The organism is Ruania alba (assembly GCF_900105765.1).
Classification (GTDB): Bacteria; Actinomycetota; Actinomycetes; order Actinomycetales; family Beutenbergiaceae; genus Ruania; species Ruania alba.
Genome location: NZ_FNTX01000002.1, coordinates 1,921,273 through 1,936,931, shown reverse-complemented (window position 1 = coordinate 1,936,931; position 15,659 = coordinate 1,921,273). Strand labels below are relative to the sequence as shown.

The following is a 15,659-nucleotide window of genomic DNA, read 5'->3' as shown; positions in this document are numbered from 1 at the left end:
CTCGTTCACTTCGCCGCCTCCAACGCGGTGATGCCGCCGCGGAGCACGCGGGCCGCCGAATCGACCACTCGGCGGGTCCGCTCGGGCCACTCCTCTTCCCGCCTGCGGAACGGTTCCGCGGCACGTCGCAACAGCTGTAGCGCGGTGTACGTGGCGAGTCGATCGGTGTCGAGGGGGCGCCGGTACCCGGCCACCACCCCGCCGAAGAGGTCGGTCACGTCTCCTGCCCCTCGTACGTGGGCATCGGCGAGCAGGCTCGCCAGATCGGCTTCGGCCGGCCCGGTGCAGGCGTGGTCCAGGTCGATCAGGCCTGCCTCACCGCCGTCGATGATCACCTGATCCAGGGAGAGATCACCATGCAGGGAGACGCTCGGGACGTCCTCGCGCAGTTCGTCGGCCGTGCGGTGCGCGACGTCGACTACCTCCTCACCGATCTCAGGCAGAACGATGCCGAGCTGGCGGACCACGGCGTTCAGTGCTGCCCGATCGGTGCGGGCGTCGTGCCTGGGGAGGTTCGCGGGGTGCCCATGCAACGTGTCCAGCACCCGCCCCGCGGCAGCAAGGGAGGCGCGATCCGGGACTGCCGGCACGGCATCGCCGGGGAGAAACTCCACCGCGGCGAAACCGCGGCGGCGGTCGGTTCCCAGGAGCCGGGGGGTTCGCGCGGGCGCGCCGGCGAGCGCCTGGATCCGCGCAGCGGCGGCTTCCAGATCGCCGCGGCGGTACGCCCGTACCAGGACCGGCCCCGAGGCCATCTCCAGCCGGCCCACCCACCGCCGTTGCGGTTTGTAGGCGAGCTCACGCAGTGACGTCCCTTCCACCTGCGCGTGCTGCCCCCAGACTCTGCGCAGCAACATCGGCCGCAGCCTGTCGTCGCTCAACAGCCGCAGGGCCGGCAGGTCGCGGTCCGCGGCCGGGGCGGCCACGAGGGCTGAAAGACTCGGATCCATCGCCAGGAGGGCTCCGGCGGGAGCACGGTTCACCGACTTGGCCAGCTTGCGGAAGCCTCCCGAGGCGTACGCAGTGACCACCATGGTGCGGCACGTGCTCGGCCCCGATACCTGCACGGCCGCCACGCAACTCGTGCCAGGTTTGTACCGCAGGTACCTGATCTGCGCGTGGATCTCGACGCCGAGCCGGTCACCGAGCCAGGACTGGAGACGTTCGGGGTCGAGCACAGTGGCCAGGGCCGGCAGATCGGTTTCGCGGGCGATCAGTGCTCGGTCAGCGTCGCACAGCACGATAGGCCTCTCGCGGGTCTCGGCGATGGGGGCCGCTGATCACACCAGGTTCGCCGGCGTGCCGGCTGAGCACCTGGCTCGGCGGGCCGTGATCGGTCGCCAGGCCCCCGTCGATCCAGATGACTCGGTCAGCGTTCTGCGCGGCCGCGAGGTCGTGAGTGATGACGATGGTGGTGCGCCCGTCGGTGAGGCGGTCCATGGCGGCGAGGACTTCCTGCTCGGTGTCCTGGTCCAACCCGGTCATGGCCTCGTCGAGCACGACGATCGGAGCATCTCGCACCGCAGCACGGGCGATGGCGATGCGTTGCCGTTGCCCCCCGGAAAGGGTGGCGCCTCGCTCGCCGACAACCGTGTCATACCCGTCCGGGAGTGCGGTGATGAACTCATGGGCACCCGCGAGCCGGGCTGCACGCTCGATCTCCTCGTCGGTGACGTCGCACGCCCCATGGGCGATGTTCTCCCGGATCGACATGGCGAACAGCAGACTCTCCTGCAACACGATCGCGATCTGCGGGCGCACGGACTCCATGGTGAGGTCACGCAGGTCGTGGCCGTCGATGCGGACCTGGCCGTAGTCCGGGTCCCGCAACCGGGAGAGCAGCATGGCCACGCTCGACTTGCCCGCCCCCGAGGGACCGACGACGGCGACGCGCTCCCCGGCACGGATCCGCAGATTCAGCCCGCGCAACACGGGGTGCCCGGTGGTGTACGACAACCACACGTCCGTGAACTGGATATCGCCCAGGAACGGTCGCGCCGACCGCGCCCATTGCTGGTTCACCACCCGCGGCCGTTCCTCGAGGAGGTCGACCAACCGCTCCCCCGAGGCTGCGGCCTGGGCGATCCGGCCGGTGTACTTCGCCAGGTCCCGCATCGGTTTGAACGCAGCCTTGAGGTAGGTGAGGAAGACCACCAGCTCGCCGGGGGTGAGCGCTCCGGCGAGTACCCGGGTGGCGCCGAGGTAGAGGACTCCGGCGGTGGCGATCCCGACGAGCACATCGGTGCGTCGTTCGAGCCCGGCGGAGAGCTTCTTCGCCTTGACACCGTCCTTGAGGGTCTTCACGTTGTTGCTCGCGAAGGCGGCCTGCATCCGGTCCTCGAGGGAGTACGACTGCACCACCCGCATGGCCGCCAGCGTCTCGGCGGCCAACGAGGCCAACGCACCCTCCGCCTTGCGCTGTGTGCGTGAGACCCCGGTGATCTTGCGGGACAGGCGTGCACCGGTCAGCACGAAGAGGGGGAGCACGGCGAGCATCACCAGAGCCAGCTGCCAGTCGAGCACGGCCACCACACCCAGCATCGTGACCATCGTGATGACATTGCCCAGCAAGGGCAGTGCCGCAGTGACGCCCACCTCCTTCAACCGTCCGACGTCGGAGGTCACCCTGGTCACGAGGTCACCGGTTCGGGCGTTGTCGTGGAAGGCCATCGACAGCGTCTGCAGGTGAGCGTAGACCTGCTCCCGCATCGCCGTCAGCAGCCGATTCCCGGCGAGGGCGAAGCACAGGGTCATCAGATAGGCCGCCACCGCGCGCAGGGTCACGATGACCAGGAGCGCCACACAGGCGAGGACGAGCACCATCGGCAGGTTGTCCGGAGCGTCGAGCCCGATCCGGGCGCCGCTTGCAGCGATCACGCCGTCGAGAACAAACTTCAGCGGCCACGGTTCCAGCAACCGCATCGCTACCTCGGCGAACAGCGCTGCTGAGCCACCGAACAGCAGAGTCCGTTCAGCGCGCAGGTGCGGTTTCAGGTAGCCGGCCGTGCGACGCAGCCCGTGCAGCGAACGCCGCATACTTCGGCGATCAGACGAGGGCATCGTCGTCCCTCCGCACGGGTAGCGTCAGACCCACCAGACCCACGGCCCGGCGAACGACGTGGTCCCAGTCGTGGGCCCGTGCAGCCTGCACAGCGTCCCGGCGCAGTTGGGCGCGGCGTCCGGCATCAGCGCGTAGCGACGCGATGGCGCCGGCCAGCTCGTCGGGATCCCCCGGTGCCACCAGCTCGCCGAGCCGCCCATCATCGAGCACTTCGGGCAGCACCCCGATCCTGCTGGCAACGACCGGGACCCCGGCAGCGAGGTACTCCTGCACCTTCAGCGGCGAGAAGTAGCAGTCCCGCATCGGCGGATATGGCGCAGTGGCCACCGCCATCCGGCGCAGCATGGCGGCGATCTCGTCCGGATCCACGGCACCCGTGAACTCCACGGCCCCGGTGATGGCGCGCCCACGGGCACGTTCGGCAAGCGCTGCGGCCTGCGGACCGTGGCCGACCACGAGCAACCGGTAGCTGGGATCGGTATGGATCAACAGCGCCATGGCGTCGATGAGCACATCAACGCCGTGCCACGGTTTGAGCGTGCCGACGAAACCGACCGTGAACGGGTCCGTAGCCGCCGGCACGGGAGGCGCCGGGCTCGGCGTGATCCGGTGGGTGTCCACCCCGTTGGCGATTACCTGCACACGTTCCGGCGTCGGTGTGCACGACCGTGCCCATCGGGCCACCGACTCGGTTACGCACACCACGGCGCCGGCTCGTCCGATCGCTTGGCGTGCCACCTGCTCGGCGCCGTCGCGATGGACCAGACCACGATGATCGGCGTGTTCGTGCACCAAGGGGGCGTTGACTTCGAGGATGCTCCGAATACCCCGGCGCTGCGCCCATGCGCTGGAGGTACGGCCCCACAGGGCGTAGCGCTCGTAGACGAGGTCGATCGGACCGTCGTCGGCGATCGTGTCCAGGAGTGCGGCAACGCCCGCCTCGCTGGCCTGCGCGGATCGTTCCCGGTCGGCCGGGTCCGCACCCACCACCTGCGGCAGCAGATGTACCCGCACCTGAGCCAGATCTGGCGGCGCATCTCCCCCGGTGCGTGGGGTGATCAGGTCGACCTCCAGGCCTGCCGCGACCAGCCGGCGCAGGACCGCCCGGACGTGGACGGACGCGCCCTTGGACCCGAACACCGGTATCCCCGGGTCGGTGCACACGTAGACGACGCGACGCATCACCGCACCCCCACCTTGGCCTCGGCACCGATGGGTCGCTGGTGGTGTGCGGCCATCAACCGCCGCAGTTCTCCTGCGTTGCGACGGGCATCGAAGCGGTCCTCGACCAGCCGCCGGCCCGCCTCGGCGAATCGCCGCGCACTCGGGGTGTCATCGAGAAGCCGCTGCAGCGCACCTGCGAGCGCATCCGGGTCCGCCTCCGGGACCAGCAGTCCGGTCTGGTCATTCAGCACAGCCTCGGACATCCCGGTCACCGGGGTGGCCACACATGGGGTGCCGAGAGCGAGTGCCTCGAGCACGACCGTGGGCAACCCGTCCCGATTGCCGTCGCTTCCGATCACGCAGGGGGCGGCGAACACTGCTGCCCGGGCCAGCAGATCCGCTACCTGGTGCTGCGGGAGCGGTCCATGGAACGTCACGCGTTCGTTGAGGCCATGTTCCTCGACCCGAGCTCGCAGGGCAGCCTCCTCGGGCCCGGTCCCGGCGATCTCCAGCCGCATTGGCGCGCCCTGGTGAGCAAGGATCGCGATGGCGTCGATCAGGTGCACGAAGCCCTTCTTCTCCACCAGCCGGCCGACGGCCACCACGACCAGCTCTGCTTCCCCTGTCCGCGGCCGGTAGGCGAATGAACGCAGGTCCAGGCCGTTGTAGATCCGCACCACACGGTCGGCGTCAGCGCCGAAGCGTTCCTGCAGGTATCGGAGGTTGTAGTCGGAGACGGTCACCACGAACTCGGCCTCTGCGAGCTTGCGACGCAGGTCCGCGTGGTCGACCTCCTCGTGGAAGATGTCCTTGGCGTGGGCGGTGAAGCTGTACCCGATCCCGGTGATGCGCGCGGCCAGTCTCGCCACCGTGGTGGCGACCGAACCGAAGTGCGCGTGCAGATGCGTGATCGCTCGATGGCGCACCTGGACGGCCAGCTCGACGGCGGCGGCTGCCTCATCCGGAGAGGCATCCAGCAGGTCGTCCAGGTGGGCGAACAGGTCCGGGATGCTCGAGCGGGCTCGGCCGAACACACGCCATAGCTCGGCCGAACGCAGGTGGTGCGGGAGGTAGCTCACGGGTGCGTGCACCTGAGCCAGTGCTTCGTGGAAGCGTCCGTCCGCCGGTGGGCGGAGGGAGAAGATCTCCAGGTCGACACCGAGATCCTCGAGTGCGAGTACCTCATTAAGGATGAAGGTCTCGGAGAACCGGGGGTACATCTTCAGCACGTACCCGATGCGGGGTTCGCCACGCTCATGCAAGGACATCGAGGAGCTCCGGACGGTTGAGGAGGGACTGGGCGAGGGTGGGGACGGCGCGCAGGCCATCGAGGTCGATGCGCCGACGAGGCTGCGGTGGGCGATCGACGGCCGTGGCCAACCAGCGTCCGAGGCCGACCGGGTCAGCGTCGTCTGCTGGGAGCATGTCGAGGGCTCCGATGGCGTGGAGGCGCTCAGCGCGCACCAGTTGTTCGGCACGAGGACGTTCTCGGGGCACCACCAGAGCGGGTGCGGATCCGGACAGCGCCTCGCAGACCGTGTTGTAGCCACCCATCGTGATCACGGCCCGCGCCCCGTCGATCAACTCCTGTGTGTTCGGAACGAAGCTGTACACGGTCATCTCGACGCGCTCGGCGGCGATCCGCTCGATCTCGGCGCGTGCGGCCGGCGGCAAGTACGGACCTGAGACGAGCACTCCGAGATGCCCGAGCGGTAGTGGCGAACGAACGAAGGAGCGGGCAAGCTCAGCACCGTCCTGCCCACCGCCCACCATGCAGAGCACATAGTTCCCGGGTGGCACCGGGGCCGCGTTCACCTCGGCGGCTTCGGCGCGGTGCAGCCCTCGTCCGCGGCCGGAGGCCAGGTAACCGGTGAATCGAGCGCGTTGGGCGACCCCCACCGGCAGACCGCACTCGGCGATCGGGTCGTACACCGCCGGATCGCCGTACACCCACACCTGGTCGTAATAGCCGAGAACGGCCGCGGTGGCTCCCTGCTCGCGCCATTCACGGCGTGCCACCGTCGGCGCGTCCAGCACATCTCGCAGACCGAGCACCACCTGCGTCCGGTGGCGAGTGCTGCGGGCGAGCTTGCGGAGGGTGCGGTCGAGCTCACCCCCCAGTCCACGCGCCACCTTGTCCACGACCAGCAGGTCCGGTGCGAAGGACCGGATCGCGGCCCAGATGACGCGGCTGCGCAACCTCAGCACCTCGCTCAGGGCGAGCCCGAACGCTCCGGCTGCATAGCCGCCGTCGCTGTCCTTGCCTACGGTGGGCAAGGCGAGCACCTCGGTGCGAGGTGGCAGGTCGAGGGCAGTGGCCTCGGGGGCGCCGGTGATGAGAAGGACATCCGTTCCGCCGTCGGCCTCGACCAAGGCCGCCGCCAGCTCGATGTTCCGTCGGATGTGCCCCAGCCCCTGGGTGTCGTGCGAATAGAACGCGATACGTCGACTGCTCCCTGCCGTACTCATGCCCCGCCCCTCTGGTGGTTTCTCGTAGACCGTTCGTCCACTGGTGAGGAACAACACTGGTGAGCACCGGTGAGGCGTTGATGAGCGAGCCATGAGGGGTCTCTCATCTGCCCTTCATCGAGACTCTTCGACGTGGCACAGTGGATTGATGGACACGAACAGGGCGCTGCTGGTGGTGGACGTCCAGCCGACCTTCTGCGAAGGTGGCGCGCTCGGCGTCGACGGAGGGAACGCCGTCGCCGAGCGGATCGCCGCGTACGCGGCCGCCCACCGGAACGACTACGGCCTGGTGGTGACCACGCAGGACTGGCACATCGACCCGGGCGACCACTTCTCCGACACTCCGGACTTCGTGGACACCTGGCCACCGCACGGAGTGGCCGGTACGGCTGAGGCCGAGTTGCACCCAGCCCTGGCAGACCTGGCCCCGGATGCGTCGGTGAAGAAGGGTGCGTACGCCGCCGCGTATTCAGGTTTCGAAGGCACCGACGACGGCGCTCACCCGTTGACGACGATCCTCGCCGACGCGGGGTCACCGCAGTGGACGTGGTCGGGATCGCTGAGTCGCACTGCGTGAAGGAGACGGCGCTGGACGCGGTGAAAGAAGGGCTGGCCACCAGAGTCTTCACCGACCTGACCGTGCCGGTGAGCCCCGAACAGGGCGAGGCGGCACGGGCGGAGATGGCCGCCGCTGGGGTCATTCTGGAGCCGTCGACGTAGCGTCAGGCAGGTGCTGAGCGGACCTGGTGACCGGGCGCTTGGTGCGCCAGGCTCGGATCCGCACTTCCTCGACGAGCCACCCTCATCGACTTGGTTCGTCGGCGGGCTGACCGATGGATGAGACCGACCTTCGCGGTCCCTGAGGATTCTCAACGACTGGTGGCATGTGAGCTGGGAGCGGCTGAGTACGGACGCGCTGTTCGGCGTGCAGTGTCAGTGGTTGAGGAACCGTCGGCTCTCGATCTGCAGTTGCAGCACGAGTCGCTGCTGTGGGTCGTCGAGGTCGAGGGTGACCAGGCGGTGGAGCCGGCTCATGCGGTAGCGCAGGGTGTTGGGGTGAATCACGAGTGATCGAGCTGCCCGACCCGGTTCGCCGTAGTGCTTCAGCCACGCGCTGAGTGTCGGCGCATACGAGGTGCCGTTGTCGGCATCGTGGTCGAGCAAGACTCGCAGTGGGCTGCCCGGGGCCATCAGGTCCACCGTGGCGAGAACTCGGCCGAGGCCGATGGCATCCCATTCGTCTTCCACAGCCACTGCAGGGCTCTCAACCAAGCCCGCTTGTCCGACCTTGAGGGCCTCGGCCCCCTCCACCCGTGAGCGGGGCAGCTCGGGCACCATCGCGGGCGTTCCAGCTGCTGCCGACCATCCGAGAGCGTCTGAACTGGCAAGGTCGCGCACCAGCGCGCCCAACCATGCCCAGGTTCCGGGCTCGGTCGAACCGGAGTTGTCATCAGCGACCACGGCAAAGACGGTGCCATCGAGGTCGGCCACGACTGCCTGGCGCCATCCATGCCGTCGCAGCGTCGTGGCCCACATCTGCACATGCTCCTCGACGCCCCGGCTGCCCGATGCGCGAAGGGCCACGACCCGCCAGGGCCCGCGCCCGGGCAGCACACGTGCGAGAGGGCGCTCGGGGGCGTACTCCCGCAAGGCGGCGCGGATCAGTTCCTTGACCTGACTTCGGGCGATATCGGCGCCGGCATTCATCCGCAACAGGTGCAACGCGAGGATCGAGGTGGCGCGACGCAGTTCTGCCGTGGTGCTCTCATCCACCGATCGCTCGACCATCGCCCAGATCGATCCGAGCCACTGACCGCCGGCCCAGACCGGCACAACGAGCCGTGGACGTGTCCCATCTGGGCAGTCCCGTACGACGAACGCTTCGTCTGAGCGCGCTAGCCGCCGAAACACTCCACGTGCCCGGAAATGGGCCGTCACCTCCTCGGGGACCCGGCGACCAACAATGGTTGCCACGCGTGCTGGGTCCGCCTGCGCTTGACCTGATGAGTAGGCCAGGATCCGTGATCGGTTGTCCTCAAAGGTGACCGGTCCGCCAACGATCGCGGCCACAGTATCGGCCAGGGCGAACAGGTCGTAGCCTCTCTCCGGCGCAGGATCGCCGTCGACGGCACCAGAAGGCGCAACGGCAGGATCAACGAGGCCACGTAGCAGCCAGACCAGGTGCGCCCACGCGATCTCCTCCCCGAGGGAAAGGAGCGCAATCCCCACCCGCTGCGCGGTCTCGACGACTCGCTGCTCCTCTGCCACTCCCGATCGCAGGATCACCCCCGACGCGCACCGCTGCGCACAACACCTGACCAGACGCTCGGCGTGGTCGACATCGCGAGCCCCGACCCCCAACACCAGGTCTCCTGGCCCACCAGGAGCAGTGTCGCCAGGTTCGGCGATGACCACATCGCCCACCTCCGCCACGTTGGCCTCACCAGCAATCACCTGCAGGAGAGGCGAGCCCAGGGCGGCCGCCATGTCAGAAGCTGAACTCATCGAGTCATTGTGCGCCGAGCACAATGCCACGCGCGAACTTTGCACGGCAGCGCCCATGACGACCGGTCCGGCCACGCTCCACACTCGTGACATGAGGACGTCCCGCTCGACGCACAGCCCGCCCCGCAGTGTCGCAATCGTCGGCGCCGGAATGACCGGACTCGCCACCGCCTGGTTCCTTCAGGAGCGAGACGTGGCAGTCACCGTCATCGACCGCGACAGGATCGCTGCCGGTGCAAGCTGGGGCAACGCAGGATGGCTCACGCCCAGCCTGGCCGCACCACTGCCCGACCCGGCCGTCCTCCGATACGGGATACGCGCGGTGCTCGACCCATCATCACCGGTCTATCTACCGTTGCCCATAGGCCCCAGACTTCTACAGTTCCTGACCAGGTTCGCGCGCAACAGCACCGCCGCTCGATGGCGTCGCTCGATGGCCGCACTAGTTCCGATCAACAACCGCGCACTCCCGGCGTACGACCACCTCATCGACGGGGGAGTCAACGCGCGCACCCAGCCAGCCAACCCGTTCCTGGCCGCCTTCCGCACCGAGCCCGAACGCACACACCTCCTGAACGAACTCAACCACGTTCGGGCAGCCGGACTCGATGTCCACTTCGACCTCCTCGACCGAGAAGAAGTCCACGCCATGGAACCCCTCCTCGGGGACGAGATCGGAGCAGCGATCAGGCTTCACGACCAACGCTTCATCAACCCCGGAACCTTCGCCACAGAACTTGCCGCAGCCGTTGAACGCCGAGGCGGCACGTTCCGACTTGGCACCGAGGTGACGGCCGTAGAGAACACACAAAACGCTGCCGTCACCCGAACCGACACCAACGACACCGAGGCATTCGATGCCGTCGTCCTCGCCAACGGCGCCTGGCTCGACCGGCTCGCACAACCGCACGGAATCCGGATGCCCGTACAAGCCGGACGGGGCTACAGCTTCAGCGTGCCAACGCCCCACCTTCCCCGCGGACCCTTGTACTTTCCACACCAACGCCTCGCCTGCACGCCACTCGGAGACAAACTGCGCATCGCCGGGATGATGGAGTTCCGATCCCCCGACGCCCCACTCGATCCACGCCGGATCACCGCCATCATCAACAGCATCCGCCCCCTCCTCAACATCAGCGACCCCGTCGACCGAGTGCACGACTGGGTCGGCTCACGACCCTGCACCCACGACGGACTTCCGCTCATCGGAAGAACACGATCACCCCGGGTATACGTCACCGGAGGACACGGAATGTGGGGCATCACCCTCGGGCCCGCCACAGGCGAACTCCTCGCAGACCTCATCACCACCGGAGAAACACCCAACGAACTAGCAGCATTCGACCCACTCCGCTGACAAGGCGCCCGACGGCAGCAGGGAGCCGCTCGCGATCGGACTCCGGCCCGGCAACGCCGCGCCCAACACCGCCCTCTGGCAGTCGTCGAACCCGACCTGGTCGAGACCGCTGCCGTGCTCCCGGTGCCACTTCCACTGCCCGCCGCAGGATACTCGGCCTGCTGCGGCCACGGCGGTCAGCCTCGGGCTCGGGCGCGAGCCCGAGGTGTCGGTGCGCATCCACAGCCGCCCCCCGGACGACATCCTTGCCCGCCTGCAGGTCACCGGCATCGAGAAGCAACCGGCGAGCTGGGCAGCCGCCACCGGGCGTGGTGCCGCCGAGTCCGTGACCTCGACGGCACCACGCCTGGCCCGACCGAACGGTGGCGTCGTCACGATCAGGCGTTGCCCCTTGACCTCGAGTTTGCAGGCGCTCGGGTGCTAGCCGGCAGGGATGGCGCCGGACAGTTCGCCGTTCCACAAGACCTGGCCACCCTCGACCCGCGTCCCGGTGCCGAGGACCGTGACGTCCTCGGCAACGATCTGCCACGAGCCAGCAGTGCTGATGTTCTCGTGGAACTTGGCTCGTCGAATACTCCATCCTCGCAACGTCGCGAGACTGCTGCGTTCCACCGACCCGTCGAAGTCATGGTGGACGGTGCAGTTGGTGAGGGTGCGCGGCGACGAGTTGGTGCTGAAGATGCTGCCGAGGCCCCGGGCACGAACCGTGCAGTGGTCCAGATTGAGATAGGGCATCTCCGCATTCACCAGGTGACTGTTGGCCGCCGTGTACCCGAGGTTCGGATCGTCGCCGATGTAGACAGCCTGGTTCGATGGATCGGGCGAGACGTCGTCAAAGGTGCAATGGAGGAACTGGTGCGCCGTGTCGGCGTTGAGCCCCCGCCCCGGGCGAAGTGCGACAGACCCGTGGAAGGCACAGTTCCGGTAGGACATGGTGGGCCCCCACGAATAGATGGTCCAGTTGTCGCTGCCCCAGAAGTGGCAGCGCGTGAAGCTGATGTTGCCGATGTTGGTCACCACGGGCCGTTCGTGCGAGGTGGTGACCATGCCGGCACCCCAGTTGTTGTAGAAGGTGCAGTTGACGAAGGTCGCGTCCAGGCAGAGCCCGCCACTCTCAGGCTCGATGTCGATGCCAGCCCCCGGCAGTGACGCCAGTGGTTGGCCGTCGCCCTCGCCACCACCTGTGTTCACGACCCGACCGGTGTGGTTGAACTCGCAGTTCACGGCCTTCAGACCGCGACCGCCGGTCCACGAGAGCGCTTGGCGACCGTTGTACTCCGATACCACGTTGACCAAGGTGTGCGGGGTCACCGGGTCAGAATGCTGCGCCTGCGGGTATGCGATGGTGATGCCGTCGAGGCCGTGATTTCGCGTCTCGACGTTGGTGATGGTCACGTCCGTGTTGCTCATCAGGCGCAGGCCGGTCGCCTTCAGTTGCCGGCCGGTGTCACCCCACTTCCCGCCCAGCTTGAGGGTGTCGCTGCTGCCATCCAGGATGAGGTCAGAGATCGCGATGTTGCGGCCTCCGTACACCTGGATCATGCGGCCAGCCTCCACACCGTAGCTGAGCCGTTCGAACCCGGTCGGGCTGGAAGCCCGGGTCTCGTCGCGCGGCGTGCCGGGAACCTCTCCCTCGCCGTGGTCGATGGCCGGCACGTAGCCGCCGAACAGCAGCCCCTCGGTGAGCCGCATAGTCGCACCGTTGCCGCGGATCTCGAGATGCTGCAGCCCAACCCGCGATCCGATGTGGAAGATCGGTAGGGCAACGCGCCAGGCGCGCATCGGCGAGGACACCCGGAACGACTCGTACATGTCGGCCCGCAGGTCGGCTTCGTCGATGTACGGCGCCTGGGCGTCGATCCAGTCATCGAGCTCGTCAGCCGGGAGCTGTTGGCCGACGCGATAGGTGCCACTGGGGATGGTGAGCACCGCGCCCTTCTCAGGCGTCCGAGAGATGGCCCAGGCGGCACGCTGGAATGCTGGGGTGTCGTCGGCGACGCCGTCTCCCACGGCTCCGAAGTCCCTCCTCAGGTCGAGTTCTGGCCAGGTCTGTGCGTGCGCTTCGCGGCTGGTCAGGACGCCGGCGACCGAGGCCAGTGCGCCGGCTGCCAGCACCGTGCGGCGCGACAGTGATCGAGTTCTCCCGTTTGACATCATCGTCTCCTCGAAATTAGTGGGTGCCTCAATAGCCACTTGCTTATGCGGCTAATCACGACGACAGTAGAGGCCAAGAGGCGGCGCGGTCAAGGGTGTGATGATCCTCAGAAGAAAGCCCGCGTGGCGACGGTCGACCCTCATCAGATATCTCAGCTACGGCCGGGACACTGGAGGGCATGAATCGAAGGTTGTCGATGGCGAGGCGAAAAGCACACAGTGAAGCCCGCCAATGAGTAGAGGATCTCTTCGAGAGATCGGTTCGGTCGCGGCCGCTCGATGGGGTCGCGGCGGGGCCGGGCGGTCGCGTGACAATGCGCGGCGGCGACTGGCACAGGCGACATGCCTGCGTCCATTGCGCACCAGGTCGGAACGACCGCGAAAGCCCTGGTGCCGGCGCTGAAGGTGCTGGGGTCTGCGAGATCAGCGGTGACAGAACGTTGCTACTGTCCCAGTCCTGGGCCGAGCCACTCGAGCCATGGGCCGGCGAACGCCGCCCTGCCAGCCTGAGCGTTCAGGTGGCCTGCACGCTGAACGGGACCTGGCATGGGTCTGCGAGCACACCCCGGGCAGGACCCACGACGCCCGCGGATTGCGAGATTCAGGAATTCTGGACATGAGGACTGCCATACAAATCTGGGCAACAAAGATGTATCCGGCTGGAGGCCACCAGCCCGATACGACAACTACCCGGAAGGAACAGCACGCATCTCAGCGAAAGTTAAACACCGAAGTGAATTCGATCCGCGATAAGATCGAACAAGTAATCGCCCATCTCAGGTCCTGGCGACCTTCCGGACCGATGGCCGCGGACCGTTGCGAATATTCCCCAATCAGCCTCCATCGTCATAGCGCTCGAGTTCTCCCTCACTTCAATCTGAATATACCTCCAGGTCGTTCGGACGCCGGGTCGGGGCCAGATCTGCACCCGCGGGCTGCGGGATGTGGAGGTCTCTGCCGTTGAAAAGCGGGAGCAGGTCCTCGAGCCCGCAGTGCACGGCCATGCCGGGAATCACGTGCTGCCAGTTGCTCTGTGGACCGTGCATGCGTGTGTCGACGACCGTCGTGGGATCGAGCGGTGGCGACTCGAGCTCGATCCGCTGAATCCGCGGCTCGATGGCGGCCGCGAGATAGCCGAGGAACGCCCCTGGACCAGCGCCGAAGAGGCGGATCGGGCAGTCGCCCAGGTCTTTGGCCCGATGCTGCGCGATGAGCTCGACGGCACGGAGGATGTCGAATACGCGCGCGGCAGCCAGGCTGTCACCGAGCCAGATGAGGTCGGTCATGAGTTTGTAGAGGGTGCCGTAGTTCTCGTCGAGCGGGAAGGGGTTGATCTCATGCGGGGTGAGAGCTCCAGTACCGCGGACATCGAGCGCCAGCACCGCGACGCCACCGGCGACCCGCTCGGTCAGCCAGTCCGTGCGGTCCGCGAGCTCCGCCGACCCGGTGGCGAAGCATGCGATCTCGAGCGCCGCCGTCGGTCGATCGGCTGGTTCAACGAGTACGCCTGCGTTGAGCACGTCGATCTCCGACCACCACATCGCTCGATGGCTCCGCACCTCGACGTCGCCGAGGCGGTGGTTCTCGGCAGGCGACCATCGGGGAAAGAGTTCCGACGGCGTGCGTCGCTGCCGGTGGACCTGATCGGTGAGCCATTGCGCCGGCGAAGATGAGCGCGCCGTCCTGAGAGTGAGAAGCCGCTGCTGGTTGAGTTCGAAGACGTGTGGCGTGTCGGGGTAGTCCACGCGCAGCCGCCCGGATGCGGTGCACAGCAGCTCTGCCTCGGGGATAGGAACGGGCTCGGAGGAGTCGATGGCGGCGGTCGGTTCGTTGCCGAGATGCCGCACGAGGAACTCGGCCCCCGCCTTCGCCAACTCGGGCATGAGGCCGTGCGGATGATCCGCCCGGACGTGTCCGAGACTCTCCGGCTTGCCGAGTATCTCGTACGCCCGCCTTGCACGTTCGACGGTCTCGTGCGCTCCTTCGACTGGGAAGAAGTCGGAGTTCGCCGACATCACTAGCACCGGGCGTGGCGCCATGGCGATGAGAAAGTCCTCGTGATCGATGCCGATCAGCGCGCCGCCTGGGAGGATCTGCTCCGCGTCCTGGGCGCCCCCGGACCGTTGGTACGACTGCCGAGAGGTGATGAAGCATCCCAGTGCTGCCGCAGCGATGCGCGGCTCGATGAGCATCAGCCAGGTGGCCTGCGTGCTGCCACCGCTGTTGCCGGCCACGCCGATGCGTGCCGGGTCGACCTCGGGCCGGGTGCACAGGTAGTCGATCGCCCGCCGGGCGTCGTCAACGAAGTACCGGGCGATCGTGTCGCCGGTCCACCAGCACTGCACCCCGGCGTGGCTGTGCTCCACCACGTTGGCCGGGACCTCTTCGCGGCCCGCGGCGTCAAGGTAGCTCTTGCGCTCGCCCTGGCCGATGGAGTCGATCGCCATCACGACGAGTCCGTTGCTTGCGAGCCGCGCGCAGAACGCCTGGTATCGCGCAGCGGCCTTGCCTGCATCGGCGTGGCCGCACAGGAAGAGCACCGCGCCAGTGCGCTCCGTCGTGTCCCGGGGGAGGTAGAGGTTGGCTGTGACCCGCTGGGTCGGACCGGTCTCAAGCACGAGCTTGGTCAGCACGAACGTGGGTCGCTCTACGGTCCCGGTCACGATCGCCGTCGGCGCCGGACGATCAGCGGAGCTTGCGTCCAGGACACCGTCGGCATACGCGCGCAGAGCCTCCTGCCGAGCACGGACATCCTCGGGCGTGCGCATCGCATCGCTCGCCGCCCGCCGGGCGCTGAGGTGCGCCGTCGTGCGCTCGTACGCGTTCAGCTGTACCTGAAGGGACGCATCATAGGAGCCGTCCAGGTACGGACCGAAGCCTGTGATCTGACTAGCCATGCTGATCTCGCTGCCTCATCTCGTGGCGTGTCTCATGTCGTCGTGATGTCAT

At 67.5% G+C, this 15,659-nt stretch carries 11 protein-coding genes and 1 pseudogene; 4 read left to right on the top strand and 8 right to left on the bottom strand.

Features of this window, described 5'->3' with window-relative positions:
• Window positions 1–5 precede the first annotated feature (5 nt).
• The 5 genes from BLU77_RS19085 to BLU77_RS19065 are packed head-to-tail and all read right to left on the bottom strand — an operon-like array spanning window position 6 to window position 6,694.
• On the bottom strand, window positions 6–1,241 hold the full coding sequence (locus BLU77_RS19085; protein ID WP_089774756.1) for a phosphotransferase enzyme family protein: 1,236 nt from the start codon (window positions 1,239–1,241) through the stop codon (window positions 6–8).
• Window positions 1,225–3,060: an ABC transporter ATP-binding protein gene (locus BLU77_RS19080; RefSeq protein ID WP_089774754.1), complete on the bottom strand. Its 1,836-nt coding sequence runs from the start codon at window positions 3,058–3,060 to the stop codon at window positions 1,225–1,227. Before BLU77_RS19080 ends, BLU77_RS19085 begins: the two co-directional genes overlap by 17 nt.
• The gene (locus BLU77_RS19075) at window positions 3,047–4,243 is read right to left on the bottom strand and encodes a glycosyltransferase family 4 protein (protein ID WP_089774752.1); all 1,197 of its coding nucleotides are present in this window, start codon (window positions 4,241–4,243) and stop codon (window positions 3,047–3,049) included. Before BLU77_RS19075 ends, BLU77_RS19080 begins: the two co-directional genes overlap by 14 nt.
• A complete protein-coding gene (locus BLU77_RS19070; RefSeq protein WP_089774750.1) occupies window positions 4,243–5,493 on the bottom strand; it encodes a glycosyltransferase in 1,251 nt (416 codons plus the stop codon). The genes BLU77_RS19075 and BLU77_RS19070 overlap by 1 nt, the downstream gene beginning before the upstream one ends.
• Entirely contained in the window at window positions 5,480–6,694 is a 1,215-nt protein-coding gene (locus BLU77_RS19065) for a glycosyltransferase family protein (RefSeq protein ID WP_175477224.1), read from the bottom strand. The genes BLU77_RS19070 and BLU77_RS19065 overlap by 14 nt, the downstream gene beginning before the upstream one ends.
• Before the next feature lie 148 nt (window positions 6,695–6,842).
• Here BLU77_RS19065 and BLU77_RS19060 point away from each other — a divergent pair.
• Window positions 6,843–7,414: pseudogene (locus BLU77_RS19060) on the top strand (isochorismatase family protein).
• A 213-nt stretch (window positions 7,415–7,627) separates the two neighbouring features.
• On the opposite strand, the gene BLU77_RS19055 reads toward BLU77_RS19060, so the two are convergent.
• On the bottom strand, window positions 7,628–9,199 hold the full coding sequence (locus tag BLU77_RS19055) for a helix-turn-helix domain-containing protein (RefSeq protein ID WP_089774746.1): 1,572 nt from the start codon (window positions 9,197–9,199) through the stop codon (window positions 7,628–7,630).
• Between BLU77_RS19055 and BLU77_RS19050 the strand changes: the two genes are divergently transcribed.
• On the top strand, window positions 9,102–10,556 hold the full coding sequence (locus BLU77_RS19050) for an NAD(P)/FAD-dependent oxidoreductase (protein WP_342741477.1): 1,455 nt from the start codon (window positions 9,102–9,104) through the stop codon (window positions 10,554–10,556). The two genes, BLU77_RS19055 and BLU77_RS19050, sit on opposite strands and share 98 nt — an antisense overlap.
• A 211-nt stretch (window positions 10,557–10,767) precedes the next feature.
• Window positions 10,768–10,980, top strand: coding sequence for a hypothetical protein (locus tag BLU77_RS19040; RefSeq protein WP_089774740.1), 213 nt, complete (start codon window positions 10,768–10,770; stop codon window positions 10,978–10,980).
• Here the strand turns inward: BLU77_RS19040 and BLU77_RS19035 are convergent.
• A complete protein-coding gene (locus tag BLU77_RS19035) occupies window positions 10,977–12,710 on the bottom strand; it encodes a glycosyl hydrolase family 28-related protein (RefSeq protein WP_217632510.1) in 1,734 nt (577 codons plus the stop codon). The genes BLU77_RS19040 and BLU77_RS19035 overlap by 4 nt on opposite strands.
• Window positions 12,711–13,188: 478 nt before the next feature.
• Here BLU77_RS19035 and BLU77_RS23275 point away from each other — a divergent pair, with 478 nt between their 5' ends.
• Window positions 13,189–13,674, top strand: coding sequence for a transposase family protein (locus tag BLU77_RS23275; RefSeq protein WP_089774736.1), 486 nt, complete (start codon window positions 13,189–13,191; stop codon window positions 13,672–13,674).
• On the opposite strand, the gene BLU77_RS19025 is transcribed toward BLU77_RS23275, so the two are convergent.
• Window positions 13,583–15,607, bottom strand: coding sequence for an alpha/beta hydrolase family protein (locus BLU77_RS19025; RefSeq protein WP_089774734.1), 2,025 nt, complete (start codon window positions 15,605–15,607; stop codon window positions 13,583–13,585). The two genes, BLU77_RS23275 and BLU77_RS19025, sit on opposite strands and share 92 nt — an antisense overlap.
• Window positions 15,608–15,659: the final 52 nt, after the last annotated feature.

Excerpts from the sequence above, each read along its gene's own strand:
- BLU77_RS19075 (WP_089774752.1), bottom strand. The coding sequence starts at position 4,243 with ATGCGTCGCGTCGTCTACGTGTGCACCGACCCGGGGATACCGGTGTTC.
- BLU77_RS19080 (WP_089774754.1), bottom strand. The coding sequence starts at position 3,060 with ATGCCCTCGTCTGATCGCCGAAGTATGCGGCGTTCGCTGCACGGGCTG.
- BLU77_RS19065 (WP_175477224.1), bottom strand. The coding sequence starts at position 6,694 with ATGAGTACGGCAGGGAGCAGTCGACGTATCGCGTTCTATTCGCACGAC.
- BLU77_RS19070 (WP_089774750.1), bottom strand. The coding sequence starts at position 5,493 with ATGTCCTTGCATGAGCGTGGCGAACCCCGCATCGGGTACGTGCTGAAG.
- BLU77_RS19055 (WP_089774746.1), bottom strand. The coding sequence starts at position 9,199 with ATGAGTTCAGCTTCTGACATGGCGGCCGCCCTGGGCTCGCCTCTCCTG.
- BLU77_RS19050 (WP_342741477.1), top strand. The coding sequence starts at position 9,102 with ATGACCACATCGCCCACCTCCGCCACGTTGGCCTCACCAGCAATCACC.
- BLU77_RS19025 (WP_089774734.1), bottom strand. The coding sequence starts at position 15,607 with ATGGCTAGTCAGATCACAGGCTTCGGTCCGTACCTGGACGGCTCCTAT.
- BLU77_RS19035 (WP_217632510.1), bottom strand. The coding sequence starts at position 12,710 with ATGTCAAACGGGAGAACTCGATCACTGTCGCGCCGCACGGTGCTGGCA.
- BLU77_RS23275 (WP_089774736.1), top strand. The coding sequence starts at position 13,189 with ATGGGCCGGCGAACGCCGCCCTGCCAGCCTGAGCGTTCAGGTGGCCTG.